26 protein-coding genes are annotated in these 23071 nt (G+C 69.9%); 17 read left to right on the forward strand and 9 right to left on the reverse strand.

The window, feature by feature from the left end; all coding sequences use genetic code 11:
* Positions 1-717: a response regulator gene (locus PXH83_RS00815; RefSeq protein WP_274555481.1), complete on the forward strand. Its 717-nt coding sequence runs from the start codon at positions 1-3 to the stop codon at positions 715-717.
* Positions 714-1385 (forward strand): hypothetical protein, encoded by a 672-nt coding sequence (locus PXH83_RS00820; RefSeq protein ID WP_274555483.1) that lies wholly within the window; start codon positions 714-716, stop codon positions 1383-1385. The genes PXH83_RS00815 and PXH83_RS00820 overlap by 4 nt, the downstream gene beginning before the upstream one ends.
* A 9-nt stretch (positions 1386-1394) precedes the next feature.
* On the opposite strand, the gene PXH83_RS00825 is transcribed toward PXH83_RS00820, so the two are convergent.
* Positions 1395-2936 carry a SulP family inorganic anion transporter gene (locus tag PXH83_RS00825; protein WP_274555485.1) on the reverse strand — a complete coding sequence of 514 codons (1542 nt, stop codon included), beginning with the start codon at positions 2934-2936 and terminating at the stop codon, positions 1395-1397.
* 119 nt (positions 2937-3055) lie between these two features.
* Here PXH83_RS00825 and PXH83_RS00830 point away from each other — a divergent pair, with 119 nt between their 5' ends.
* A complete protein-coding gene (locus tag PXH83_RS00830) occupies positions 3056-3544 on the forward strand; it encodes a glutathione peroxidase (protein ID WP_274555487.1) in 489 nt (162 codons plus the stop codon).
* Positions 3545-3645: 101 nt separating this feature from the next.
* Here the strand turns inward: PXH83_RS00830 and PXH83_RS00835 are convergent, their stop codons facing one another.
* On the reverse strand, positions 3646-4899 hold the full coding sequence (locus tag PXH83_RS00835; RefSeq protein WP_274555489.1) for an acyl-CoA dehydrogenase family protein: 1254 nt from the start codon (positions 4897-4899) through the stop codon (positions 3646-3648).
* Positions 4900-5066: 167 nt separating this feature from the next.
* On the opposite strand from PXH83_RS00835, the gene PXH83_RS00840 reads away from it, so the two are divergent.
* The gene (locus PXH83_RS00840; RefSeq protein ID WP_274555491.1) at positions 5067-5714 is read left to right on the forward strand and encodes a TetR/AcrR family transcriptional regulator; all 648 of its coding nucleotides are present in this window, start codon (positions 5067-5069) and stop codon (positions 5712-5714) included.
* A 13-nt stretch (positions 5715-5727) separates the two neighbouring features.
* Here the strand turns inward: PXH83_RS00840 and def are convergent, their stop codons facing one another.
* Positions 5728-6261, reverse strand: coding sequence for a peptide deformylase (gene def / locus PXH83_RS00845; protein ID WP_274555493.1), 534 nt, complete (start codon positions 6259-6261; stop codon positions 5728-5730).
* A 149-nt stretch (positions 6262-6410) separates the two neighbouring features.
* On the opposite strand from def, the gene PXH83_RS00850 reads away from it, so the two are divergent.
* From PXH83_RS00850 to PXH83_RS00870, 5 genes are all read left to right on the forward strand, one after another.
* Entirely contained in the window at positions 6411-7649 is a 1239-nt protein-coding gene (locus PXH83_RS00850; protein WP_214919738.1) for a MurT ligase domain-containing protein, read from the forward strand.
* 30 nt (positions 7650-7679) lie between these two features.
* Complete coding sequence (locus tag PXH83_RS00855) at positions 7680-8408, forward strand: type 1 glutamine amidotransferase (RefSeq protein ID WP_274555499.1); 729 nt, start codon at positions 7680-7682, stop codon at positions 8406-8408.
* A gap of 144 nt (positions 8409-8552) precedes the next feature.
* Positions 8553-9578: a 6-phosphofructokinase gene (locus PXH83_RS00860; protein ID WP_274555501.1), complete on the forward strand. Its 1026-nt coding sequence runs from the start codon at positions 8553-8555 to the stop codon at positions 9576-9578.
* Between the two features lie 121 nt (positions 9579-9699).
* Positions 9700-10659, forward strand: coding sequence for a cytochrome c oxidase assembly protein (locus PXH83_RS00865; protein ID WP_274555503.1), 960 nt, complete (start codon positions 9700-9702; stop codon positions 10657-10659).
* A gap of 127 nt (positions 10660-10786) precedes the next feature.
* Positions 10787-10945, forward strand: a complete 159-nt coding sequence (locus PXH83_RS00870; RefSeq protein ID WP_214919742.1) for a hypothetical protein — start codon at positions 10787-10789, stop codon at positions 10943-10945.
* Between the two features lie 32 nt (positions 10946-10977).
* Here PXH83_RS00870 and PXH83_RS00875 read toward each other — a convergent pair whose 3' ends face one another.
* Complete coding sequence (locus PXH83_RS00875; protein ID WP_274555506.1) at positions 10978-11415, reverse strand: SSI family serine proteinase inhibitor; 438 nt, start codon at positions 11413-11415, stop codon at positions 10978-10980.
* Between the two features lie 115 nt (positions 11416-11530).
* A complete protein-coding gene (locus tag PXH83_RS00880) occupies positions 11531-12496 on the reverse strand; it encodes an LLM class F420-dependent oxidoreductase (RefSeq protein WP_274555508.1) in 966 nt (321 codons plus the stop codon).
* Positions 12497-12564: 68 nt separating this feature from the next.
* Here PXH83_RS00880 and PXH83_RS00885 point away from each other — a divergent pair, with 68 nt between their 5' ends.
* Positions 12565-12933: a DUF6479 family protein gene (locus tag PXH83_RS00885; protein ID WP_274555510.1), complete on the forward strand. Its 369-nt coding sequence runs from the start codon at positions 12565-12567 to the stop codon at positions 12931-12933.
* Positions 12934-13076: 143 nt separating this feature from the next.
* Here PXH83_RS00885 and PXH83_RS00890 read toward each other — a convergent pair whose 3' ends face one another.
* A complete protein-coding gene (locus PXH83_RS00890; protein ID WP_274555511.1) occupies positions 13077-13250 on the reverse strand; it encodes a CsbD family protein in 174 nt (57 codons plus the stop codon).
* A 428-nt stretch (positions 13251-13678) separates the two neighbouring features.
* Between PXH83_RS00890 and PXH83_RS00895 the strand changes: the two genes are divergently transcribed.
* The gene (locus PXH83_RS00895) at positions 13679-14026 is read left to right on the forward strand and encodes a DUF3040 domain-containing protein (protein ID WP_274555513.1); all 348 of its coding nucleotides are present in this window, start codon (positions 13679-13681) and stop codon (positions 14024-14026) included.
* 28 nt (positions 14027-14054) lie between these two features.
* Entirely contained in the window at positions 14055-14477 is a 423-nt protein-coding gene (locus PXH83_RS00900) for a rho GDP-dissociation inhibitor (RefSeq protein WP_274555515.1), read from the forward strand.
* Between the two features lie 43 nt (positions 14478-14520).
* On the opposite strand, the gene PXH83_RS00905 is transcribed toward PXH83_RS00900, so the two are convergent.
* Together PXH83_RS00905 and PXH83_RS00910 are read right to left on the reverse strand one after the other, a co-directional pair.
* Positions 14521-14874: a PRC-barrel domain containing protein gene (locus PXH83_RS00905; RefSeq protein WP_274555517.1), complete on the reverse strand. Its 354-nt coding sequence runs from the start codon at positions 14872-14874 to the stop codon at positions 14521-14523.
* Between the two features lie 27 nt (positions 14875-14901).
* Positions 14902-15072: a hydrophobic protein gene (locus tag PXH83_RS00910; protein ID WP_274555521.1), complete on the reverse strand. Its 171-nt coding sequence runs from the start codon at positions 15070-15072 to the stop codon at positions 14902-14904.
* A gap of 208 nt (positions 15073-15280) precedes the next feature.
* Here PXH83_RS00910 and PXH83_RS00915 point away from each other — a divergent pair, with 208 nt between their 5' ends.
* The 4 genes from PXH83_RS00915 (at position 15281) to PXH83_RS00930 (ending at position 17614) form a co-directional block, all read left to right on the forward strand.
* Positions 15281-15556 carry an isoamylase early set domain-containing protein gene (locus PXH83_RS00915; RefSeq protein WP_274555523.1) on the forward strand — a complete coding sequence of 92 codons (276 nt, stop codon included), beginning with the start codon at positions 15281-15283 and terminating at the stop codon, positions 15554-15556.
* A 149-nt stretch (positions 15557-15705) separates the two neighbouring features.
* Positions 15706-16713 (forward strand): non-homologous end joining protein Ku, encoded by a 1008-nt coding sequence (ku, locus tag PXH83_RS00920; RefSeq protein ID WP_274555525.1) that lies wholly within the window; start codon positions 15706-15708, stop codon positions 16711-16713.
* Positions 16714-16831: 118 nt separating this feature from the next.
* Positions 16832-17290: an SRPBCC family protein gene (locus PXH83_RS00925; protein ID WP_274555527.1), complete on the forward strand. Its 459-nt coding sequence runs from the start codon at positions 16832-16834 to the stop codon at positions 17288-17290.
* Between the two features lie 99 nt (positions 17291-17389).
* Complete coding sequence (locus tag PXH83_RS00930) at positions 17390-17614, forward strand: DUF5133 domain-containing protein (protein ID WP_274555529.1); 225 nt, start codon at positions 17390-17392, stop codon at positions 17612-17614.
* A gap of 289 nt (positions 17615-17903) precedes the next feature.
* On the opposite strand, the gene PXH83_RS00935 is transcribed toward PXH83_RS00930, so the two are convergent.
* Positions 17904-18260: a hypothetical protein gene (locus PXH83_RS00935; RefSeq protein ID WP_274555531.1), complete on the reverse strand. Its 357-nt coding sequence runs from the start codon at positions 18258-18260 to the stop codon at positions 17904-17906.
* Positions 18261-18432: 172 nt separating this feature from the next.
* Between PXH83_RS00935 and PXH83_RS00940 the strand changes: the two genes are divergently transcribed.
* Positions 18433-22929: a cation-translocating P-type ATPase gene (locus PXH83_RS00940; protein WP_274555533.1), complete on the forward strand. Its 4497-nt coding sequence runs from the start codon at positions 18433-18435 to the stop codon at positions 22927-22929.
* The last annotated feature ends 142 nt before the right edge of the window (positions 22930-23071 follow it).

Below are 23071 nucleotides of genomic sequence, written 5' to 3' on the forward strand. Positions count from 1 at the left end.
GTGACCACCCGCATCCTGATAGCCGACGACCAGGAAGACGTACGCAGCGGCTTCCGGCTCATCCTCGACTCGCAGCCCGACATGACCGTCGTCGGGGAAGCCGCCGACGGCGCGGCCGCCGTCGAGCTGGCCCGCGCGCTGCGCCCGGACGTCGTCCTGGCCGACATCCGGATGCCGCGCCTCGACGGCCTGGAGGTCACCCGGCTGCTGGCAGGCTCAGGAACCGAACACCCCATCCACGTCATCGTCGTGACGACCTTCGACGTCGACGACTACGTACACACCGCGCTGCGCAACGGAGCCTGCGGTTTCCTGCTGAAGCGCTCGGGCCCCAATCTGCTGATCGAAGGCATACGGGCGGCGATGGCCGGGGACACGCTCATCAGCCCGCAGCTCACCGTCAGGCTGCTGCGCCAACTGTCCGCGGCGGAGCCGACACCGACCCGCACCTCCCCCACCGCTCCCGCCGCTCCCGCCGCTCCCGACCCGCTCACCGCCCGGGAGCGGGAGATCGCCCTGCTCGTCGCGCGCGGCCTGACCAACGCGGAGGTCGGCGCGGAGTTGTTCATCTCGCCGGGCACCGCCAAGACCCACATCGCCAACATCCAGGCGAAGCTCCGCGCCCGTAACCGCGTCGGCATCGCCGCGTGGGCCTGGGAGACCGGCCTCGCCGGTGGCGGGCCGGATTCCGTACTACCGAGAGGAAATCAGCGATGAGCGCCGTCCTGCGGCTGTGGTCCGAGCCCCGGACCGACCCGCACGAGGTGAAACACCAGGTGAAGTACGCGGCGACGGGGACCGAGTCCCCGCACGTGGTCGCCCACGCCGAACGCGAACTGCCGCCCGGAGGCGTCCCCGCGTATCTCGCGGCGCGCAAGGACGGCATACGTTCCTTCGTCCTGTGGGCCGACCCTTACCGCCAACGCCGGATCGCCACCGTCGTGACCAAGTCGGCGTCCGACGGTGTCGCCACGTACCAAGTGCTGGGCGAGCAGGGCGAAATCGTCGGCACCCTCACCCGAGAGAAGGCCCTGTCGGGCAACGGCCTGCGCACCCGCTGGACCGTCGCGCAGACCGGCGCACCGGAAGCCGTCGGCTTCAAGGGCCGGATCTTCTGGTGGTACGTGTGGTGGCTGCTCTTCCCCGTCCAGGCCGCGATCGCTGTAGGAAGCATTTTCGCGGGCAGCGGCGATGTCGCGCGCGGCCCGCGCCGGATCATCTGGCGCACCCGGGGCAAGGACGCCGCGCTGGAGTTCCGGTCGAACGACGACGAAGTGCAGGTCCACGCGGAGTGGGTCGACTGGCGGCTCGCCGCCGCACAGCTGCTGCTGATCCGCAGCTTCGACAGCTGGCTGGGCTCCTCCTGGGACGACAACAAAGCGTGAGAGCGGGGGCTAGGGGGTGCCGAGTTCGCCGCTGAGGCTGCCGTGGCGTTCGGCGCTGTCCCGGTTCAGGCCGACGATCTCCACGGTCTTGCCGCGGCCCTCGTACTTGGTGGTGACGGCGTCGAGCGCCGCCACCGACGAGGCGTCCCAGATGTGGGCGGCGGAGAGGTCGATGACGACGTTCTCCGGGTCGTCCTTGTAGTTGAACTGGGTCACCAGGTCGTTGCTGGAGGCGAAGAACAGCTCGCCGGTCACGGTGTAGACCGTCCGCCGCCCGTCGGGGTCGGTGACCGGGCTGACCTCGACGAGGTGGGCGACGCGCTTGGCGAAGATGACCATGGCGGTGATCGAGCCGACCACCACACCGACGGCCAGGTTGTGGGTCGCCACCACGCAGGCGACGGTGATCACCATGACCGTGATCTCGCCCGTCGGCATCCTCCGGAGCGTCGCGGGCACGATCGAATGCCAGTCGAAGGTGCCGACGCAGACCAGGATCATGACGGCGACCAGGGCGGCCATCGGGATGTCGGAGACGACCGGCCCGAAGACGATGCACAGGATCATCAGGAAGACGCCTGCGAGGAAGGTCGAGAGGCGGGTCCGTGCGCCGGACGTCTTCACGTTGATCATGGTCTGGCCGATCATGGCGCAGCCGCCCATGCCGCCGAAGAATCCCGTCACCATGTTGGCGACGCCCTGGCCGATCGACTCGCGGGTCTTGTTCGAGTGGGTGTCGGTGATCTCGTCGACCAGCTTGGCCGTCATCAGCGACTCCATCAGCCCCACCAGCGCCATCGCGAAGGCGTACGGCGCGATCGTCGTCAGCGTGTCCAGCGTGAACGGCACGTCGGGCAGGCCGGGCACCGGCAGCGAGGACGGCAGTTCGCCCTTGTCCCCCACTGTGGGTACGGCGATGCCCGCGGCCAAGGTGATGACCGTGAGGATCACGATGGAGACCAGCGGCGCCGGTACGGCCCGGGTGATCCTCGGGAAGAGGACCATCAGCACCAGCCCGCCCGCGACCAGCGGATAGACGCCCCAGGGGACGTCCGTCAGCTCCGGCACCTGTGCCATGAAGATCAGAATCGCGAGGGCGTTGACGAAGCCCACCATCACCGAGCGCGGTACGAACCGCATCAGCCGGGCCACTCCCAGCGCCCCCAGGACCACCTGGAAGATGCCGCCCAGGATGACGGCCGCGACAAGGTAGCCGAAGCCGTGCTCGCGGTTGAGCGGGGCGATGACCAGGGCGACGGCGCCGGTCGCCGCCGAGATCATGGCGGGTCGGCCGCCGACGATCGCGATGGTGACGGCCATCGTGAACGACGCGAACAGACCGACGCTGGGGTCCACTCCGGCGATGATCGAGAACGAGATCGCCTCGGGGATCAGCGCGAGCGCGACGACCAGGCCGGCCAGCACCTCGGTGCGCAGAATCTTCGGGGACAGCCAGGACGGGCGGGCAGGCAGGAGCAGCGTCTGCAAGGCGGAGGGAACCTGTCGTACGGAGGGAAGAGCGGAGGCCGGAGGCCGGGCCGGCGACACCATCGGCCCCAGCTAGCTCGGGCAACGATAACCCGGAACCGGAAGACAGGGCCGTCGGCGGCGGTCCCCCGGGCCTCTGGAACAGTACGGGTCAGAGACCAGCAAGCTATGAGGAGACGGCGATGAGCCTGTACGACATCCCCCTGCGCACCCTGACCGGCGAGCCGGTGACCCTTGAGGCTTACCGGGGCAAGGCGGTACTGGTGGTGAACGTCGCGTCGAAGTGCGGCCTGACGCCGCAGTACGCGGGCCTTGAGCGGCTCCAGCAGACGTACGCGGACCGGGGCTTCACCGTGCTCGGCGTGCCGTGCAACCAGTTCGCGGGCCAGGAGCCGGGCAGCTCGGACGAGATCCAGGCCTTCTGCTCGGCGAGCTACGGCGTGACGTTCCCGCTGCTGGAGAAGATCGAGGTGAACGGCGACCACCGCCACCCGCTGTACGCCGAGCTGACGCAGGTCAACGACGCCGACGGCGAGGCCGGCGACATCCAGTGGAACTTCGAGAAGTTCGTGATCTCCGGCGAGGGTGAGGTCGTCGGCCGCTTCCGTCCGCGCACCGAGCCGGAGGCGGCGGAGATCGTGGCCGCCATCGAGGCGCACCTGCCCGCCTGATTGCGCCACGCATCACGGCGCGTGAAGGCGCACGAGGGCGCCGTCCCCGCCCCCACGGCGGAGACGGCGCCCTCGTCCGTCAGCGGTCCTCAGCGGGGTCGTCAGCGGATCGGCATGCCCGACAGCGTGCGGGCGATCACCAGGCGCTGGATCTCGCTAGTGCCTTCGAAGATCGTGTAGATCGCCGCGTCACGGTGCATGCGCTCCACCGGGTACTCCCGCGTGAAGCCGTTGCCGCCGAGGATCTGGACCGCCTGCGCCGTGACCTTCTTGGCCGTCTCGCTGGCGTACAGCTTCGACATGGACCCCTCGGCCGAGGTGAACGGCTTTCCCGTGGTGGCCATCCAGGAGGCCCGCCACACCAGCAGCCGCGCCGCGTCGATCTGGGTGCGCATGTCGGCGAGCTGGAAGGCGATGCCCTGGTTGTCGATGATCGGGCGGCCGAACTGCTCGCGGGTCTTGGCATAGTCGAGTGCGACCTCGTACGCGGCGCGTGCGGTGCCTACCGCCATTGCTCCGACCGCGGGGCGGGACGCCTCGAAGGTGGCCATCGCAGCGTTCTTGACGCTCCCCCAGCCTCCGGCCGGGGGGACCCCCACGCCGCCCTTCTGGGCACGCTCCCTGGCGCGGGCGAGGCGCTCGTCGAGCTTTTCCTTTCCGCCGAGCAGGCAGTGGCCGGGGACGCGTACGTCCTCCAGTACGACCTCGGCGGTGTGCGAGGCGCGGATGCCGTGCTTCTTGAACTTCTGCCCCTGGGACAGGCCGGGCGTACCGGGCGGAATGATGAAGGAGGCGTGGCCCTTGGAACCGAGCTCGGGGTCGACGAGGGCGACGACGACGTGGACGTTGGCGATGCCGCCGTTGGTCGCCCAGGTCTTGGTGCCGTTCAGCACCCACTCGTCCTTGGCGCCGTCGTACACCGCCCGGGTGCGCATCGCCGAGACGTCGGATCCTGCGTCCGGCTCGGAGGAGCAGAAGGCGGCGACCTTGACGTCGGACGCGTCGCCGTACATCTGGGGGATCCAGGTGCCGATCTGCTCCTCGGTGCCGTTCGCGAGGACGCCCACGGCGGCCAGGCCCGTACCGACGATGGAGAGCCCGATGCCGGCGTCGCCCCAGAACAGCTCCTCCATCGCCATCGGGATGCCGAGACCCGTCGGGTCGAAGAACTGCTGCGCGTAGAAGTCCAGGGAGTAGATGCCGACCTTGGCGGCTTCCTGGATCACGGGCCAGGGAGTCTCCTCACGCTCGTCCCACTCGGCGGCGGCCGGGCGCATCACATCGGCGGCGAACCCGTGAATCCAGTCGCGGACCTGCTTCTGGTCATCGTTGAGTTCGAGCGTGAACTCGGCCATGTCCCCTCCAGCACTGCTTGAACTTCATGCGTTACCTGCGGTAACCGGAGTCTGTTACCAGCAAGTAGGCGATGTCAACCGCAGCACTCCGGACCGGCGGCCACCGCCGCCATGGTGTTACGTTTCGCAGGCGTCACGGAATCGCAGTTTGGGCGGGGAGACACACCATGGACACCACACAGCAGGACGAGCAGCAGCGCTCGGCGGCCGCACGGCGGCGGCGGGAACTGCTCGAAGCCGCGGATCGTGTGGTGCTCAGGGACGGTCCGCAGGCCTCCATGAACGCCATAGCCGCCGAGGCGGGCATCACCAAGCCCATCCTCTACCGGCACTTCGGCGACAAGGGCGGCCTCTACCGGGCACTCGCGAAGCGCCACACCGACGCCCTGCTCGACGCCCTTCGGGCCGCGCTCGACGCGCCCGCCGACCGGCGCGAGCGGGTCGAGGCGACCCTCGACACCTACCTCGCCGCGATCGAGGCGCTGCCCGAGGTGTACCGCTTCCTGATGCACCCCGCCGAGGACACGCACCAGCCCGAGCAGGGCTTCGACGTCGGCCGCCACTCGGCGCCGCTGCTGCGCCGGCTCGGCGAGGAACTGGCGAAGGTGATCGCCGAACGCGTGGAGCTCGGGCCCGAGAGCGAACTGCTGGCCCGGGTATGGGGCCACGGCATTGTCGGCATGATGCACGCGGCCGGCGACTGGTGGCTGGGTGAACGCCCTTGCTCCCGCAAGGTGTTGGTGTCGAGCCTCGCCGACCTGCTGTGGGGCCGGCTGGCCACGGCAAGCGACCGCGTGGGCGCCCCCGGCTTCTGACGGCGTCGGCGGCCTACCAGCCCGCCCGGCGGGCGGCGCGCAGTGCGCGCGCCCGCCGCCACCCCGTGAGCCGGTCCGTATAGACCTGGCCGTCCAGGTGGTCGCACTCGTGCTGGAGGCAGCGGGCGAAGAACCCGGTGCCTTCTATGCGGACGGGATCGCCCGTGACCGAGACGCCCTCCACCAGCGCCCGGTCGAACCGCTCCGTGCCCGCTTCGAGGCCCGGGAGCGACAGGCAGCCCTCCGGACCGCGTACGGTGATGCCGTCGGCCTCGACCAGTCGTGGGTTGACGATGTGCCCCACGTGCCGGACGTCCTCGTCGTCCGGGCAGTCGTAGACGAAGACGCGCAGCGGTACGCCGACCTGATTGGCCGCGAGGCCGACTCCCTGGGCCGCGTACATCGTCGCGTACATGTCCTCGACGAGCCGGGCCAGCGAGGGGCCGAACTCGGTCACGGTCTCGCAGGAGGCGTGCAGCACCTCGGCGCCGAACAGTGTCATGGGTCGAACGAGCCCGGAACTGCCGGGAATCGGGCGGTGTCGCATGGCGGCAAGCGTACGTTCCACCGGAGCCGACGGCGTCCCCGGTGGTGCCGGGGTTCGGGGCCCAGGCGGTATCTCGATAGGCTGAGCCCCGACGTTGACCGGTGGACCTGGGGCAAGTGCGGCGCCGGATGCAAGGAGGATCAGTGACGATGGCAGGCAACACGGAGCCGTTGTCGCCGCGGGCCAAGCTGGCCGTGACGGCAGGCAAGGCCGCGGCGGCGGTGTCCCGCGCCGCGGGGCGCGGCAGTGGATCCGTGATCGGCGGCAAGGTGGCGCTCAAGCTCGACCCCGATCTGCTCGGGCGGCTCGCCCAGCATCTCGACGTCGTGCTTGTCTCCGCGACGAACGGCAAGACGACCACGACCCGCCTCATCGCCGAGGCGCTGCGGGCCAGCGGCCCCGTCGTCTCCAACGCGCTGGGCGCCAACATGCCGGCGGGCATCACCTCCGCCCTGGCCGGTGGCTCGGACGCGAAGTACGGCGTGATCGAGGTCGACGAGAAGTACCTCGCCGGAGTCGCGCGCGATGTGACGCCGAAGGCGATCGCACTGCTCAACCTCTCCCGCGACCAGCTCGACCGCGCCGCCGAGACGCGGATGCTCGCCGAGAGGTGGCGCGAGGGCCTGTCCGGTACGAAGGCCGTGGTCATCGCGAACGCCGACGACCCGCTGATCGTCTGGGCCGCTTCCTCCTCCCCCAATGTGGTGTGGGTCGCGGCGGGCCAGGAGTGGAAGGACGACGCCTGGTCCTGCCCGTCCTGCGGCGGTGTGATGCAGCGCCCCGGCGACGACTGGTTCTGCGGTGAGTGCGGCTTCCGCCGCCCGTCCCCGAGCTGGGTGCTGAGCGGCGACCACGTCCTGGACCCGCACGGTTCGGCGTGGCCGATCCACCTTCAGCTGCCCGGCCGCGCCAACAAGGCGAACGCCGCCACCTCCGCCGCGGTCGCCGCGGCCTTCGGTGTGCCGCCGCAGGTGGCGCTGGAGCGGATGTACCAGGTGCAGGCGGTCGCCGGACGGTACGACGTGGTGCAGTTCCAGGACCGCGAACTGCGGCTGCTGCTCGCGAAGAACCCGGCAGGCTGGCTCGAAACGTTTTCCCTCATCAACCCGCCGCCGACGCCGGTGATCCTGGCCGTCAACGCGCGCGGCGCGGACGGCACGGACACCTCCTGGCTGTGGGACGTCGACTACACCCGTCTCGCCGGCCACCCGATCTTCGTGCTCGGCGACCGCAAGCTGGACCTGGCCGTGCGCCTGGAGGTCGCGAACCTGGACTTCCGGGTCTGCGAGAGCCTCGACGAGGCCGTGCAGCTGGCGCCGCCCGGGCTGATCGAGACGATCGCCAACTACACCGCGTTCCAGGACCTGCGCCGCCGCGTCGGCAACTAGTCCGCGTACACCGGAAAAGGACAAGCAAGCATGAGCGACAACAGCCTGCGCCTGGTGTGGATCTACCCGGACCTGCTGAGCACGTACGGCGACCAGGGCAACGCCCTCGTCGTGGAGCGCCGGGCCCGTCAGCGCGGCCTCGACGTGCACCGTGTGGACGTACGCAGCGACCAGGCGATCCCCACTTCGGGCGACATCTACCTGATCGGCGGCGGTGAGGACCGGCCGCAGCGGCTCGCGTCCGAGCGGCTCCGCCGTGACGGCGGGCTCAACCGTGCGGTGGCCAACGGAGCGATCGTCTTCTCGGTCTGCGCCGGCTACCAGATCCTCGGCCACGAGTTCATCAACGACCTCGGCGAGCGCGAGCAGGGCCTCGGCCTGCTCGACGTCGTCAGCACGCGCGGCGAGGGCGAGCGGTGCGTCGGCGACGTCCTCGGCGACATCGACGAGCGCCTCGGCCTGCCGCCGCTGACCGGCTTCGAGAACCACCAGGGCATCACGCATCTCGGCCCGACGGCACGGCCGTTCGCCCGGGTGCGCATCGGCAAGGGCAACGGAACCGGCGACGGCACGGAGGGCGCGTACAACGACACCGTCTTCGGTACCTACATGCACGGCCCCGTGCTGGCCCGCAACCCGCTCATCGCGGACCTGCTGCTCAAGCTGGCCCTCGATGTCAACGCGCTGCCGCCCACCGACGACCGGTGGTACGACGCGCTGCGCGCCGAGCGCATCGGCGCGGCGCAGCAGCCCGCCTGACGGATTGTTCGTTTCGTACGCGTTTATGGTGTCCAGCAGGCGGACGCCCGGTTCGGCCCCGTCACCCCGCGCGAGTAGGGTGACGGGGATACAACCGGACGACGTGGTCCGGTCCTTGGCCCACGTTGCAAAGGTATTCCGGGCATGCGCATTGGTGTACTCACTTCCGGCGGCGACTGCCCCGGCCTGAACGCCGTCATCCGTTCCGTCGTGCACCGCGCCGTCGTCGACCACGGCGACGAGGTCATCGGGTTCCACGACGGGTGGAAGGGCCTCCTGGAAGGCGACTACCGCAAGCTCGATCTTGACGCGGTCGGCGGCATTCTCGCCCGTGGCGGCACGATTCTCGGCTCTTCGCGGGTGCAGCCCGCGCATCTGCGCGGCGGCGTCGAGACCGCCCGCGGCCACGTCGCCGAGCTGGGGCTCGACGCGATCATCCCCATCGGCGGCGAGGGCACGCTGAAGGCGGCGAATCTGCTGTCCGAGGCGGGGCTGCCGATCGTCGGCGTACCGAAGACCATCGACAACGACATCGCGTCGACCGACGTCACGTTCGGGTTCGACACGGCGGTCGGTGTGGCCACCGAGGCCCTCGACCGGCTCAAGACCACCGCCGAATCGCACCAGCGGGTGCTGATCGTCGAGGTGATGGGCCGGCACACCGGCTGGATCGCGCTCCACTCCGGCATGGCCGCCGGTGCGCACGCCATCGTGGTGCCCGAGCGCCCCTTCGACATCGGTGAGCTGACCGAGCTGGTCGGCAAGCGCTTCTCGGCGGGCAAGCGGTTCGCGATCGTCGTGGTCGCCGAGGGCGCCAAGCCGCGCGAGGGCTCCATGGAGTTCGACGTCGGCGGCAAGGACATGTACGGCCACGAGCGCTTCGCGGGCGTCGCCAGGCAGCTCTCCATCGAGCTGGAGGAGCGGCTCGGCAAGGAGGCCCGCCCGGTCATCCTCGGCCACGTCCAGCGCGGCGGCACCCCGACGGCGTACGACCGCGTCCTCGCGACGCGCTTCGGCTGGCACGCGGTGGAGGCGGCGCACCGCGGCGAGTTCGGGATGATGACGGCCCTGCGCGGCACGGACATCATGATGGTCCCGCTGGCCGAGGCCGTCGAGACCCTCAAGACCGTGCCCACCGAGCGGTACGCCGAGGCCGAGTGCGTGCTCTGAATCTGTTGTCTGTCTGATGTCTGTCTGAACCGACCGCCCCCGGCCGCAAGCGCGGCAGGGGGCGGTTCTACTCTGTAGCGGACAACCGGCACGAATGGGTAGCCCCCACGGGAGTACACAGATGGATCACAGCGGGCACGGCAGCGGCATGAACATGGATTTGCCGCCGTTCACGCTGGGACGGGGGCTGGAGTTCTCCCCCGACCCCTTCTTCCTGGTCGGCTGCCTGCTGGCGATCGCTCTGTACGGATGGGGCGTGGTGCGGCTGCGCCGGCGCGGTGACGCCTGGCCGGTCGCCCGGACCGTTCTCTTCGTCGTCGGCGTGCTGAGCGTGGCGCTGGTGATGTGCACCAAGCTGAACGACTACGGCATGGTCATGTTCAGCGTGCACATGGTTCAGCACATGGTGATCAGCATGCTCTCGCCGATCCTGCTGCTGCTCGGCGCTCCGGTGACGCTGGCGCTGCGTGCCCTGCCGGTGGCGGGGCGCGGGAACCGCAAGGGACCGCGCGAGCTGCTGCTCATGCTGCTACACAGCCGCTACATGAAGATCGTCACGCATCCGGCGTTCACGATCCCGCTGTTCATCGCGAGCCTGTACGCGCTCTACTTCACGCCCGTCTTCGACTTCCTGATGTCGAGCAAGCCGGGGCACCTGGGCATGATGGTGCACTTCCTCGCCGTCGGCCTGGTCTTCTTCTGGCCCATCATGGGCGTCGACCCGGGGCCGCACCGCCCCGGCTATGTGATGCGGATGCTGGAGCTGTTCGCCGGAATGCCGTTCCACGCCTTCTTCGGCATCGCGCTGATGATGGCGACCCAGCCCATGATCGGTACGTACAAGAACCCTCCGGCGTCGCTCGGCATCGACGCGCTGACCGACCAAAACGCGGCGGGCGGCATCGCCTGGGCGTTCAGCGAGATCCCGTCGGTGCTGGTGCTGATCGCGCTGGTGTTCCAGTGGTACCGGTCCGAGCAGCGGGTGGCGCGGCGCGCGGACCGGGCGGCCGACCGGGACGGCGACAAGGAGCTGGCGGCGTACAACGCCTACCTCGCCTCGCTCCAGGCACGCGGGCGCTAGGGGGTGTCCGCTCCTTCTCCCACGGAGATCGACCGGACACCCCCCTAGGACGCCGGTAACGTCGGCACAGTAGCGCGGGAGCCCGTCAGGGGTGACGATGGCCCTCCAGCCGAAGGAGGGGGCTCACATGCCCGGTTCTACGAAGGCCATGGGGGTGCTCACCCTCGGGTCGCTGGTGGTGATCTCGGCGTACACGGCGGCGCTCGGCAGCAACGGCTGGCTGTGGTTCGGCTGGGTCGTGCTGGGCCTCGTCACGATCGGGATGGCGGCGTCGCGCAGCCGCTGAAACGACACTGCGCGACGCGGGGCCAATGCCGATCAGAAGCGGAAGACGGAGCCGGTCGCGACGTCGAGCTCGCACGAGTTGGAGTACGTCTTGTTCCATGCCGTCGGGCGGCCCCGCCACGTGCCCGTGGCGCTGACGGTCACCGGGTCGAACCTCTTCGTGCACGCGTGGCTGTCCACCGGCAGCGAGTCGAGGTCGCCGTTCGCCTTGTCGAGCGCCGCGCAGGCCGCGGTGGCCTCCGGGTGGTGCTCCGAAGGCTTGGGCGGGCAGTGCAGCATGACGCCCCGGATCCAGGTGTTCTCCGATCCCGAGACGGTCAGGAACAACCCGCGCGTCGACTTCGGACCGGGGTCGACGTCGTCCGCCTGAGCGGGAGGGACCGCGCCCGTGAAGGCGAGCACCGCGGCGGCGGTGACGCTGACGGTGACGGTGATGACAGTGCTGATGGTGACGGTGAGGAGGGAGCGCATCCGGATCTCCTGGGACTCGGCGTCGGGGACGCCAGGCCACCTTCCGTCGAGGCCCGCCGCAAGCAGCCGCGCCGCACAGTCACCCGCACAGCCGCGTCCGTCCGCGCGGCGGCCTTCAGAGTTCGCGCAGCGCGGGCAGCAGGGACTTTTCGGCCCAGTCGAGGAACGGTTGCTGATGGCCGCCACCGACCTGGACCAGGGCGATCTCCGTGAAGCCCGCCTCGGCGAAGGGCCGTACCGCCTCGACGAAGGTGTCGATGTCATCGCCGCACGGGATGCTCCTCCTGACGTCCTCCGGGCGTACGAACTCGGTGGCATCGGTGAATCCGGCCGGTCCTGGCAGCTCGGAGTTGACCTTCCAGTCGCCGAGGGCCCAGCGGAACTGCTCGTGCGCCCGGGCGACGGCGGCGTCCCGGTCGGTGTCGTAGCAGACGGGCACCTGGCCGACGCGCGGCTTGCCCGTACCGCCGTACCGGTCGAACGCGTCGAGAAGCTCGCGCTTGGGATCGGTGGCGATGACGAGGTCGCCCAGCCTGCCCGCGACCTGGCAGGACCGGTCCCCGGACACCGCGATCCCGATCGGCGGCGGCTTGTCGGGCAGGTCCCAGAGTTTGGCGTTCTCGACGTCGAAGTGGGTGCCGTGATGGCTCACCGTGCTGCCGTCGAAGAGCGCGCGGATCACTTCGACCGCCTCTTCCAGCATCTCCAGGCGGACGTGGGCGGCGGGCCAGCCGACGCCCACCACGTGCTCGTTGAGGTGCTCACCGGATCCGAGGCCGAGCCGGAAGCGTCCTTCGGAGAGCAGCTGCATCGTCGCGGCCTTCTGGGCGACCACCGCCGGGTGGTAGCGCACGGTCGGGCACGTCACGTACGTCATGAGCGGGATCCGCGACGTGGCCTGCGCGGCGGCGCCGAGCACGCTCCAGGCGTACGGCGAGTGGCCCTGGGAGTCGAGCCACGGGAAGTAGTGGTCGGACGTCACGGAGAAGTCGAAGCCTGCCCGCTCCGCTCCCACCACGTGCTCGACGAGCTCACGCGGGCCTGCCTGCTCGGTCATCATCGTGTAGCCGATTTGCACCATGTGACACGCTTTGCCGAACTTTGCGCCCCGAAAACATGAGCCGTCCCGCTCCGGGGTACCCGGGTTGCATGAACGTGTCCAGCGCAATGGAGAGCACCACGGTCACGGGGCTCGCGGCCGACAACCACTACGTGATCGGCATCGTGCCGTTCATCGTGGGCCTGGTAGTGGTGGCCATGCTGATCGGTGCCGTCTGGTGGGGCCTGGTCCGCCGACGGCGGGAGCCACCTCCGCCGCGCCCGGAGGAGCAGCCGAAGCCCCCGGATCACCGCACTCACATCGACGAGTACGGTCCGCACTCCTCCACGGATTTCCCCAAGGACGGGAGGCGGCTCATGCCGTACGAGCTGAAGGACCACGGCAATGAGGTCCTTCGCCCACTGGCCCCGCCGCCGCCGGACGAGGAGCAGCACCCCGCTGAAGGGTCGCGCGACTGACCGAAGCGCGACTGACCGAAGAAAGATGATCGCAAGCGGGCGGCCGCACCCGGGACGAAGCCCGGATGCGGCCGCCTGGGTGCATGGCGCCCTGTGTGCTCTGTGTGCCTTACGGCGCATGTGCCATGCGCGGCGAACTGCCGCTATTTCCCGGTCTTCTTGACCCGGCCGGTCGTCTTCTCGGCGACCTCTTGAGCCTTGCCCGCCAGTTCTTCGCCGCGGCCCTCGGCCTGCATGCTCTTGTCACCCATGGCCTTGCCGGCGGCTTCCTTGATCTTGCCCTTGGCCTGCTTGGCCTTCGCCTTCGCCTTGCTCATGACGATTTCCGTCCTTCTTGGGGGGTGGACTGGATATCCACAGTGCGCCGACCACAGAGGGTCCGCAAACGGTGACCCTCCGTTCAGTCGGGAGGCTCCGGGACCGGCCGCGTGACGGGACCCCGGTCCGGAGGCGGTTCCGCGTCGGGCCCCGGCCCGGGGGGCGGCTGCGGGTCGCGCGGCACGGGCTCCGGCTCGGCCGGTACGGGCCCCGGGCCCTCGGGGGGCGGTTCTGTAGTCATCACTCTCACCCTTGCGTGGTGCTCGCGTCGTCCCTGGCGTCCTTTTGTCGCGCGCCGGACAACAGGCGCGTACCCAGCTTCCGGACCGGAACTCGGACCGGTTTGAGAATATTGCCCTGTTTGCGCGTCGGCGATCGGGGTACAGATTGCTGAACCGCATGGGCGTCAGCGATGGAGGCGTCAGCGATGGACGGAGCTGGGCTTTCGGATCACGAGCAGCGGATCCTTGCCGAAATCGAAGGCAAACTGCAGGGCGACGACCAGACCCTGGACCGCCGGTTGCGGACCATGCGCAGCCGACATCTTCCGCACATACCGCCAGTGCGAATCAGGGCGCGTGGCCTGGCCATTTGCCTCATGGGAGCAATATCAGCGGCGCTGCTGATCGCAGCGTCGACCACCGTGAAACCGGCCTTCCTCTGGGCCTTCGCAGCCGCATGGATCATCACTTTCGTCAGCGCGGTGCCCGTATTCGGCCGCTGGTGCCTACGCTGGAGGAAGAAACCGCCTCGGGGCGGCGGCGAACGTAGCTGACGCTCTTTGCCGAAAGCTGGCTCGTACGATGAAGACTTCTTTCGCAGATCCGGATCATGGCACGCTCGCGTTCGAGCTTCTCGGCATGACGCTGCAGGTCGAAGGCAACGGCGAGCAAGTTGTCCCCTTGCCCTCGCCCGGTATTCCAGTCGAGCTGAAGGAGGGGGCGGAAATCCGCATCGGGCTGACTTTCCGCCTCGGCAGAGCGGTCGAAGGACTCAAATTCGTCGATGTGCGCAAACGCCACGGAGTCGTGGTGAGCATGTCCGAGACGATGCTGGGCTGTTACCGGCCGGGCGGCCCGTACGACGTGATCGTCCCGCCCGAGCGGCTGCCGACCGGCCATCTCGCCCGCGACACGTACGAAGTGACGGGCACCTTCATCGACGCCGACGGCAACATCCTGGGAGACGAGACCCACTCCTTCAGGATCACGAAGGAGTGGGCCTGAGCGATCCGGCCTGAGCAAGCCCCTGGGTGAGCCGGGGCGAGAGTCACATGTGCCTGTTCGCGTAGTACTGCTCGATCAGATGCATGAACGGCAGGTCCTCTTCCGCGTACTTGCCGCTCTCAAGGTCGGGTGAGGCCTTGATCTCGGCCTTCGTGGCCGACAGGTGAACCGTCTCGTTCTCGACATCTATCCGCGACACCAGACCCGCCGGCAGCAGTACACGCCTGCCGAAAATCCACGGACCTGTGTCGACGACGATGTACGAGCGGCCGACGTCCTCGGAGTGCTTGTCGATCTTCCCGATGTGCCCGTCCGATGCTTCGGCCTTGAACCCGACCAGCTCCGCTCCCGGCACGTGTCCCGATGTGTCTCCGTACTCCCAGATGGGGGCGCCCATGGCGACCTCCTTCGACGGCCCGTCTGTCTACCAGCGGTACCAGCGTGTCCTTCGGCCACCGATGGCCGGACCGCGCAGCAGGAAGCCCAGCAGCCAGACGATCAGAACCGCGAGCGCGAGGTACCAGAGGAATTCTGCGGCGAATCCGATCCCGAAGAGGATCAGGACCAGCAGGAGCACCAGCAAGAGCGGGACCATGTCGATCATCTCCTCGACCCTGTGCCCATGTCCCAGCTTTGCGGATGCCCAAAATTGCGTAATTTACGCATGGTCCGGCCGTACCTCCCCCGGCGGATCGCGGGGACGCCATCCGGGCGACTGACCGCTGCGTCAGCGCAGCAGGACGCGACGGAAGGCAGGCGGATGTGGATGCTGGGGCAACCGCCCCCGAGGAAAGGTCTCCGGCATGCTGGAACGCAGCCGTCGCAAGCAGCGCACCAAGATTACGTTCGTCATTCCGGCGGACCAACCCTGCGGCCAGGTCAGCGTCGTGGGCGATTTCAACGACTGGCAGCCCGGCACCCATCCGTTCGTCTCGCGCCCGGACGGCACCCGGAGCGTGAGCGTGACACTTCCGTCCGAACAGCGGTACGGCTTCCGCTACCTCGCCCACGGCGACTACTGGTTCGACGAAGAGCATGCCGATGACCGCGACGGCCAGAACAGCATCCTGCACACCTGAGCCGCCGTACGGCACCCAGTGGCCCCGGCCGGTCCCCGCGCGGACCGGCCGGGGCCACTGCGTTGCTCAGCACCACCGCCCTTGCCCGGGATGCGACGGGCCGCTGTCCGGGGTGCCATGGAAGGAAGCAGGAGGAGGTGGCAGCGGCCATGGCCCGTCCAGTGTGGAGCGGTGCGCTGACGTTCGGTTTGGTGACCTTGCCCGTGCAGATGTTCACGGCGACGGAGAGCCACACCGTCCACTTCCACCAGTTGCAGCGCGGAACGTCGGACCGGGTACGCAACAAGCGGGTGAATGAACGCACTGGCGACGAAGTCCCGTTGGACGAGATCGTCAAGGGCTTCGACGCGGGCGACGAGTACGTCGTCGTCGAGCCGGGCGAGCTGGAGGACATCGCACCGGGGCGCTCCAAGGCACTGGAGATCACCGGATTCGTCGACCTGGAGCAGGTCGAGCCGATCTTCTTCGACAAGACGTACTACCTCGGCCCCAAGGGCAAGGAGTACGCCAAGGTCTATGCCCTGATGGAGAAGGCGATGGCCCACACGGGAAAGGCCGGAATCGCCACGTTCGTCATGCGCAACCACCAGTACCTCGTGGCCGTGAAGGCGGAGGCCGGACTACTGACGCTGCACACCCTGCACTGGGCCGACGAGATCCGCGACCCGCGCAAGGAGATCGGCGACCTGCCGGCAGAGGCCGCCGTCACCGACCGCGAGCTGAAGATGGCCGAGCAGCTGGTCGAGACGCTCAGCATCGACTGGAAGCCGGAAGAGTTCCACGACACGTTCCAGGAGCAGGTGGCCAAGCTCATCGAGGCCAAGCGCACCGGCGAGACGGTCGAGAAGGCAGAACCGCCGGCCGCGTCCACGAATGTGGTCGACCTGATGGAGGCCCTGCGGGCCAGCGTCGACCGGGCCAAGAGTCCCAAGGACCGCCGCGGGCAGAAGGCCGGCGGCGCGGCGAAGACCGCTGCAAGGAGCACGGCGAGGTCCAAGAGGCCGAGCAAGGCCTCGTCCTTCGATTCCCTGACCAAGGCGGAGCTCTACGAGCGCGCCACAGAGGCCGGGATTCCCGGCCGGTCCTCCATGAGCCGGGAGGACCTCATCGAGGCCCTGCGCGGCGCACGGGGGCGACGCAGGGCCGACGCGTCCTGAAGCTGCCCGGGCATGAGCAGGCAGTCATCGGGTACTGGCTGCACCGTCCGCAATCTGTACGGCAGGGCATCCGCCCAGCCGTAGTCACCGAAAGAGGAACCGAGAGAGAGGCGCGCTCATGAGCACGGTGAAGGAGTCAGTGGAGGTCGAGGTTCCCGTCCACACCGCCTACAACCAGTGGACGCAGTTCGAGGAGTTCCCGAACTTCATGGAGGGAGTCGAGGAGGTCAGGCAGCTCGACGACGTCCACAACCACTGGACCACCAAAATCGGTGGCGTACGGCGGGAGTTCGACACCGAGATCATCGATCAGCTTCCCGACGAGCGGATCGCCTGGCGCACCACCAGCGGCGACACCAAGCAGAAGGGGCTGGTCAGCTTCCAGCGCCTGGACGACACGCACACGCGGGTGGAGCTCGTGATGGACGTCGAGTCCGGCGGGGTCGCGGAGAAGACCGCCGACATGACGGGAATGATCGATCGTCGCGTCAAGGGCGACATGCGGCGCTTCAAGGAGTACATCGAGCACCGCGGCGGCGAATCCGGAGCCTGGCGGGGCCGCATCAAGCCCGGCTGACCTGCGGTAACGGTCAGCGGATGTCATGGCGGGCGGCCAGTGCGAAGATGGATGGGCAGTTTTCAGCCCCTCAGTCCTGCGAGCTGAAGGAGACCAGTCGTGCTGATGGCCCATCCCGAAGTACTGCGGAAGCTCGTCGGGCAGTACGAGACGCTCAAGAAGCTGTACGCCGAGACGGGCAGTGCCGGGGCCCGGCAGCGTATGGACGATGTCGCCTACACGTTGTGCGTCTCCACCGGCACACGCGATGTCGGCACCGCTCTCGTCACCGCACGCCGCCAGCTTTCCGGTTCCCGCCGGACCAGAAGCCTGATCACCCCCTGACCTGATCACCCCGACTGACTTGATCACCCCGACGTGATCAACCCGATGTGACCTTGAACCGCCGATGCCCTGATCAGGGATCGGCGGTTCAAGCGGTCCGGGCGTGCGCGTCTCGTCCAAGCGGGTCTAAACGTGCGAATCCGGGGGTTCCGGTACGCGGTCCGGGCGCGGGACAGGGGCGGGCCGCCGTGGCGGAGCAGGTACCGGGTCCGGCGGCAAGGGGGGCACGGGGTCGGGCTCCGGTGGAACAGACATCTCGTTCTCCAGCAGGACGCCTTCGAGTGACCCTTCAACTGACATCGCCGCGCTCCTCCTTGCTCGGCCCCTTGCTCGGCCCCTTGCCCGTCTCCGTACTCCCGGGACGGAGCACCGCGTAGCCGACGCCGATGCCGATGGCCACCGGCCAGTCGATGATGTCCGCGGCGCCCAGCGCTCCGAGACCGAGATAGAGCGGCAGACCGCCCTTGGCGGGGAGCACCCGGCGGGCGACGGCGAACGGCAGCAGCACCGCGTTCGCCGCGCCGCTCGCGACACGGCCGGCGGACGGCAAGGGGAACGACGGGACGGTGATGGTGATCGTGCGCTTCTGCCCGTTCTTCGGCAGCGCCGTGGCGCCTGCTTCGAGGGGCGATGTGGAGGTGGCCACGAATCTCACATCCACAGGTGCGGTATGGGGGGAATTGCCTCTATCTCAGGGTAGTGGACGTCGTAACGGCGTGCCGTGTGCTGCGGCGTGGCCGTTCCCCGACGGTTGGCTGAGACTGGAGGGGCTACTCGGGCTGAGTTCACGTCGCGACGACGGACCGGAGGCCTAACCCATGTCATTGCTCCCAGGACTGCGCCTGTCGGCGCCGCCGCTGCTCGGACCGATCGCGTCCGGTGTGACGTACGGCGTCGCGGCCGGTGTGCGAGGTGCCGCCGAGGTGACCGCGCAGCTCATGGGACTGCCGCGACGCGGCGTGTGGTCACGGCCCGGGCGCTGCTACATCGAGGTCCGCGGAGTGCACGGCGCGGGAGGAGCGCGGGTCGCCGAGGGTGTGGAGCGGGCCCTCGAAGGGCACCCAGGGGTGCTGTGGGCCCGGGTCAACGCGCCGTCCGAGCGCGTGGTGGCTGCGGTGGTCTCGCCGCCGCCGTCCCAGCGTGAGCTGGTCGCGCTCGTGGAGCGCGCGGAGGCCCACTACGCGGCCCGGCCGGACGAGTTCGACGAGTGGTGCCCGGAGCCGCACCATCCGTGCGAAGGACCGAAGACGCGTCAGTCGGTGTCCGCGCTGACCGCGGACACCGTGGGACTCGGCATCGCCACCTTCAGGCAGCTGGCGCCGTGGCTGAGGCTGCCTCCGGAGACCGGAGCGCTCGCGGGCGCCCTGCAGTACCACCCCAAGCTGCGTCACCTGGCCGTCGCCGTCAGCAGCCCGGAACAGGCCGAGTCGGTACTGCCCGTGGTCAGCGCCCTGGCCCAGGGTGTGGCAACCCGCGGCGGAGGCATCGCCCTGGACGCGCTCCAGCGTGTCGCCCAGTGGCGGGAAGCCACCGCGGAACGGGCAACCTGGGAGGAAGCCGAGCCCCGGCTCGTCAGCGGGCCGGACGACGCCTCGGCCGAGCCCATCGTGGTCGACCGGGCCGGGCCGACCCCGCGTGACACGGCGGACCGCTATGCCGAGCGGGCCGTGGCGGCAGGCATCGCGGCCGGCGCCCTCGCGGCCCCGTTCGCCGGGCCCCGCCGGGGGCTGGCCGTCGCCCTGTCGGCCATACCGAAGGCTCCGGAGGCGGGCAGGGAGGGCTTCGCCACCAGCCTGGGCAGGGCCCTGTCGCTGCGTGGTGTCGTGACCATGGACCGGGGCGCCCTGCGGCGGCTCGGGCAGGTGGACACCGTGGTCCTGGACGAGGACACGCTCCGCAGCGACCGGTACGAACCGGTGGACCTCGAACTGCTCAGCGGCGCCGATCCCGAACGGACCGCGGAACGGCTCTTCGCCCTCTTCGACTCGGACACTCCCCTTCGCACCGTCCGCGACGACGACGGCTGGGTGCTCGGACCGCTCGCCGACCTCGACCTGACGGGGCGTACGGGACGCCAGGCCGAGGGACGGTTGCGGCGCAGGGGCAGCGAGCGCGCACTGGGCCTGGCCAAGGGGCGCAGGCTCCAGGCCGTGGCGGGGCTGGCCATGCAGACGGCCCCGGGAGCCGAGGCCGTGGCGGCGGCGGCCCGCCGCGCGGGAGCCCGGGTGGTCCTGGCCACCGACCGGACCTCCCCGGCGTTCTCCTTCGCCGACGCGGTGGTACCGGCGGGCGGCCGCCTCGTGGCCTCCGTACGCGGTCTCCAGGCCGACGGTGCGGTCATCCTGCTCGTCTCCGGGAACCGCCGGGCGCTGGGAGCGGCCGACTGCGGCGTCGGCGTGCACCGCGAGGGCGACCCCCCGGCCTGGGGTGCCCACCTGATCGTGGGCGCCGATCTCGAATCGGCGGGGCTGATCGTGGACGCCGTGGGCATGGCGGCGCGGGTCGACCACGACAGTGCCGTACTCGCCGCGGGCGGCAGCGGAGTCGGCGCGGTGGCAGCGCTCCAAGCCCCGGCCCGGCAGGCGGCCGCGCGGGCGATGGCGGTGGGCAACACCGCCGGGGCCGTGGCATTCTGCCTGGGCGGCTGGCGTGCCCGGCAGTTGCTCGCCCGCCCTCTCGCCCCGCCTGTGACCAGCGTGCCCTGGCACCTGATGCCCACCGAAAGGGTGCTGGAGCGCCTGCGCAGCACCGCCGACGGCCTGACTGCCGACGAGGCGGCCTCGCGGGCCGGCGGCGCGGGCTCGGACGCGGGGACCGGGCCGTCGCGGCTGACCCTGCCGGCGGCTTTCATCGAGGAACTGTCCAACCCCCTCACGCCCGTTCTCGCCGCCGGTGCCGCCCTGGCCACCGCTGTCGGTTCGCGTACCGACGCAGCGCTCGTTGCGGCCATCACGGGAACCTCCGCGTTCATCGGCGGCTTCCAGCGGGTCAGGACCGAGCGCGCTCTGGCGGAGCTCTTCGCCCGCTCGGCCATCGGCGCACGCGTACGCCGGGGAAACCGCGAACGGCTGGTCACCGCCGGAGAGCTGGTGGAGGGCGACATCGTCCTGCTGCGCCCCGAGGACGTCGTACCCGCGGACTGCAGGCTGCTGGAGGCCGAGGGCCTAGAGGTCGACGAGTCGTCGCTGACGGGCGAGTCCATGGCCGTGAGCAAGGACCCCGCCCCGGTCGTCGCCACGCACATCACCGGCCGCCACTCGATGGTGTACGAGGGCACCACCGTGTCCGCCGGCCGGGCCGTGGCCGTCGTCGTGGCCACCGGATCCAGTACGGAAGTCGGGCGCAGCCTCGCCACCGCCCGGCAGGCGGCGCCCGAAACCGGTGTCGAGGCCCGGCTCGCCTCGCTCACCCGGGCCAGCCTGCCCGTGGCGCTCGGGTCGGCGAGTGCCGTGGCGGCGGCGGGTCTGCTGCACGGACGCCCCCTGACCGACAACCTCGCCTCGGCGGTCAACCTGGCCGTCGCCTCCGTCCCGGAGGGGCTGCCCTTCCTCGTCAACGCCGCCCAACTGGCCGCCGCCCGGCGCCTGGCCGACGTCGGCGCGCTCGTACGCAACCCGCGCACGATCGAGGCGCTCGGCCGCGCCGATGTCCTCTGCTTCGACAAGACCGGGACCCTCACCGAGGGCAAACTCCAGCTCGCGGCCGTGAGCGACGGCGAGAGCGCAATGCCGGTGGACCGGCTCGACTCGTCGCGCAAGGAGGTGCTCGCGGCCGCGCTGCGTGCCACCCCGCCGGCACGGCAGGCGGAGCCCATGGCCCACCAGACCGACCGCGCTGTGACGGCCGGTGCGCGCAGCGCCAAGGTCGCCGTACGGCAGGGCGCCTCCCGCTGGCGGCGCATGGACACACTGCCGTTCGAGCCGTCCCGTGCCTTCCACGCGACCTCCGGGCACACCACGCACGGCCTGCTGCTGAGCGTGAAGGGAGCGCCGGAGAACGTACTGGAACGCTGCACGGGGCACAGGCAGCCCGGTGGCAAGCAGGCCGCGCTCGACGAAGAGGCGGTCAGGCAGCTGACGGGCGAGGCGGAGGCGCTCGCGGGCGCGGGGCGCCGGGTACTGGCGGTGGCGGAGCGCCGTATGGGCACGGACGAAGAACTCACCGACGAGATCGTGCGGGACCTGGTGTTCCTCGGGTTCATCACGCTGGCCGACCCGGTCCGTACGAGCGCCGCCCCCGCGACCGCGCGGCTGCGGGAGGCGGGCGTGCAGACGGTGATGCTCACCGGCGACCACCCGGCCACCGCCGACGCCATCGCCTCCACCATCAGCGAGGTCAAGGAGCCGAAGGTCTGCACCGGCGCCGAGCTGGACGAGCTCGACGACGGCCAACTCGACGAGCTGCTGCCGACGGTGGACGTCATCGCCCGCTGCAGCCCGCACCACAAGGTCCGTATCGTCCAGGCCTATCAGCGCGTCGGCCGGGTCGTGGCCATGACCGGCGACGGCGCCAACGACGCACCGGCCATCCGGCTCGCGGACATCGGCATCGCGCTGGGGCGCCGCGGCACCCCTGCCGCGACCGCCGCGGCGGACCTGGTCGTCAGCGACGACCGGCTGGAGACGATCGTCTCGGCTCTGATGGAGGGCCGTGCCATGTGGGCATCGGTCAGGGCCGCGCTCGGCATTCTCATCGGCGGCAATCTGGGAGAGGTCACCTTCAGCGTGCTGGTCTCCTCGCTCACCGGCCGTACACCGCTCAACGCCCGCCAGATCATGCTGGTCAACCTGCTCACCGACCTGGCGCCCTCGCTGGCCATCGCGGTGCGCGAGCCGACCGGCCAGGTCGGCAAACGGCTTCTGGAGGAGGGCCCCAGCCGCTCCCTCGGTGCCGCGCTGACCAACGAGATGCTGTTGCGCGGCGCCATCACCGCCACCGGCGCCGGCCTGGCCTGGAGCGCGGCTCGCGTGACGGGCAGGGGACGCCGCGCCAGTACGGTGGCGCTCGCGGCGGTCGTCGGCACGCAGCTGGCGCAGACGCTCGCCACCGGCGGCCTGGACCGCAATGTCCTTGCGGCGAGCCTCGGCTCGGCGGCGGTGCTCGCTGCGATCATCCAGACCCCGGGCATCAGCCAGTTCTTCGGCTGCACGCCGCTGGGGCCTTTCGCCTGGGCCATCACGCTGGGCGCGATCGCCACGGCGACGCTGCTCGGCACTGCCGTGTCTCCCTTCGTCCGCTCCATGACGGAACAGGCGGAGGAGGCCGAGGACGCGGAAGAGGCTACGGAGGCCGAAGAGGCGGCACAGGGCGCCTGACCGGGCGTCAGGGACGTTTACATTGAGCCAGGAAGTGTCTGATCAGCGACGCTTACCCACGGGAACACGCCCGCCTAGACTGGTTTCTCCCGGCACGTCTGATGACCTGGCACAACGCAGCCCTGGAGCCGGTCCCGCGGAG

This window comes from Streptomyces spiramyceticus (assembly GCF_028807635.1).
GTDB classification, from domain to species: Bacteria; Actinomycetota; Actinomycetes; order Streptomycetales; family Streptomycetaceae; genus Streptomyces; species Streptomyces spiramyceticus.

What these genes read in the sequence shown, in the direction of transcription:
- PXH83_RS00820 (WP_274555483.1), top strand. Translation starts at nt 714, where the DNA reads ATGAGCGCCGTCCTGCGGCTGTGGTCCGAGCCCCGGACCGACCCGCAC.
- PXH83_RS00825 (WP_274555485.1), bottom strand. Translation starts at nt 2,936, where the DNA reads ATGGTGTCGCCGGCCCGGCCTCCGGCCTCCGCTCTTCCCTCCGTACGA.
- PXH83_RS00830 (WP_274555487.1), top strand. Translation starts at nt 3,056, where the DNA reads ATGAGCCTGTACGACATCCCCCTGCGCACCCTGACCGGCGAGCCGGTG.
- PXH83_RS00835 (WP_274555489.1), bottom strand. Translation starts at nt 4,899, where the DNA reads ATGGCCGAGTTCACGCTCGAACTCAACGATGACCAGAAGCAGGTCCGC.
- PXH83_RS00840 (WP_274555491.1), top strand. Translation starts at nt 5,067, where the DNA reads ATGGACACCACACAGCAGGACGAGCAGCAGCGCTCGGCGGCCGCACGG.
- def (WP_274555493.1), bottom strand. Translation starts at nt 6,261, where the DNA reads ATGCGACACCGCCCGATTCCCGGCAGTTCCGGGCTCGTTCGACCCATG.
- PXH83_RS00850 (WP_214919738.1), top strand. Translation starts at nt 6,411, where the DNA reads ATGGCAGGCAACACGGAGCCGTTGTCGCCGCGGGCCAAGCTGGCCGTG.
- PXH83_RS00855 (WP_274555499.1), top strand. Translation starts at nt 7,680, where the DNA reads ATGAGCGACAACAGCCTGCGCCTGGTGTGGATCTACCCGGACCTGCTG.
- PXH83_RS00860 (WP_274555501.1), top strand. Translation starts at nt 8,553, where the DNA reads ATGCGCATTGGTGTACTCACTTCCGGCGGCGACTGCCCCGGCCTGAAC.
- PXH83_RS00865 (WP_274555503.1), top strand. Translation starts at nt 9,700, where the DNA reads ATGGATCACAGCGGGCACGGCAGCGGCATGAACATGGATTTGCCGCCG.
- PXH83_RS00870 (WP_214919742.1), top strand. Translation starts at nt 10,787, where the DNA reads ATGCCCGGTTCTACGAAGGCCATGGGGGTGCTCACCCTCGGGTCGCTG.
- PXH83_RS00875 (WP_274555506.1), bottom strand. Translation starts at nt 11,415, where the DNA reads ATGCGCTCCCTCCTCACCGTCACCATCAGCACTGTCATCACCGTCACC.
- PXH83_RS00880 (WP_274555508.1), bottom strand. Translation starts at nt 12,496, where the DNA reads ATGGTGCAAATCGGCTACACGATGATGACCGAGCAGGCAGGCCCGCGT.
- PXH83_RS00885 (WP_274555510.1), top strand. Translation starts at nt 12,565, where the DNA reads ATGAACGTGTCCAGCGCAATGGAGAGCACCACGGTCACGGGGCTCGCG.
- PXH83_RS00890 (WP_274555511.1), bottom strand. Translation starts at nt 13,250, where the DNA reads ATGAGCAAGGCGAAGGCGAAGGCCAAGCAGGCCAAGGGCAAGATCAAG.
- PXH83_RS00895 (WP_274555513.1), top strand. Translation starts at nt 13,679, where the DNA reads ATGGACGGAGCTGGGCTTTCGGATCACGAGCAGCGGATCCTTGCCGAA.
- PXH83_RS00900 (WP_274555515.1), top strand. Translation starts at nt 14,055, where the DNA reads ATGAAGACTTCTTTCGCAGATCCGGATCATGGCACGCTCGCGTTCGAG.
- PXH83_RS00905 (WP_274555517.1), bottom strand. Translation starts at nt 14,874, where the DNA reads ATGGGCGCCCCCATCTGGGAGTACGGAGACACATCGGGACACGTGCCG.
- PXH83_RS00910 (WP_274555521.1), bottom strand. Translation starts at nt 15,072, where the DNA reads ATGGTCCCGCTCTTGCTGGTGCTCCTGCTGGTCCTGATCCTCTTCGGG.
- PXH83_RS00915 (WP_274555523.1), top strand. Translation starts at nt 15,281, where the DNA reads ATGCTGGAACGCAGCCGTCGCAAGCAGCGCACCAAGATTACGTTCGTC.
- ku (WP_274555525.1), top strand. Translation starts at nt 15,706, where the DNA reads ATGGCCCGTCCAGTGTGGAGCGGTGCGCTGACGTTCGGTTTGGTGACC.
- PXH83_RS00925 (WP_274555527.1), top strand. Translation starts at nt 16,832, where the DNA reads ATGAGCACGGTGAAGGAGTCAGTGGAGGTCGAGGTTCCCGTCCACACC.
- PXH83_RS00940 (WP_274555533.1), top strand. Translation starts at nt 18,433, where the DNA reads ATGTCATTGCTCCCAGGACTGCGCCTGTCGGCGCCGCCGCTGCTCGGA.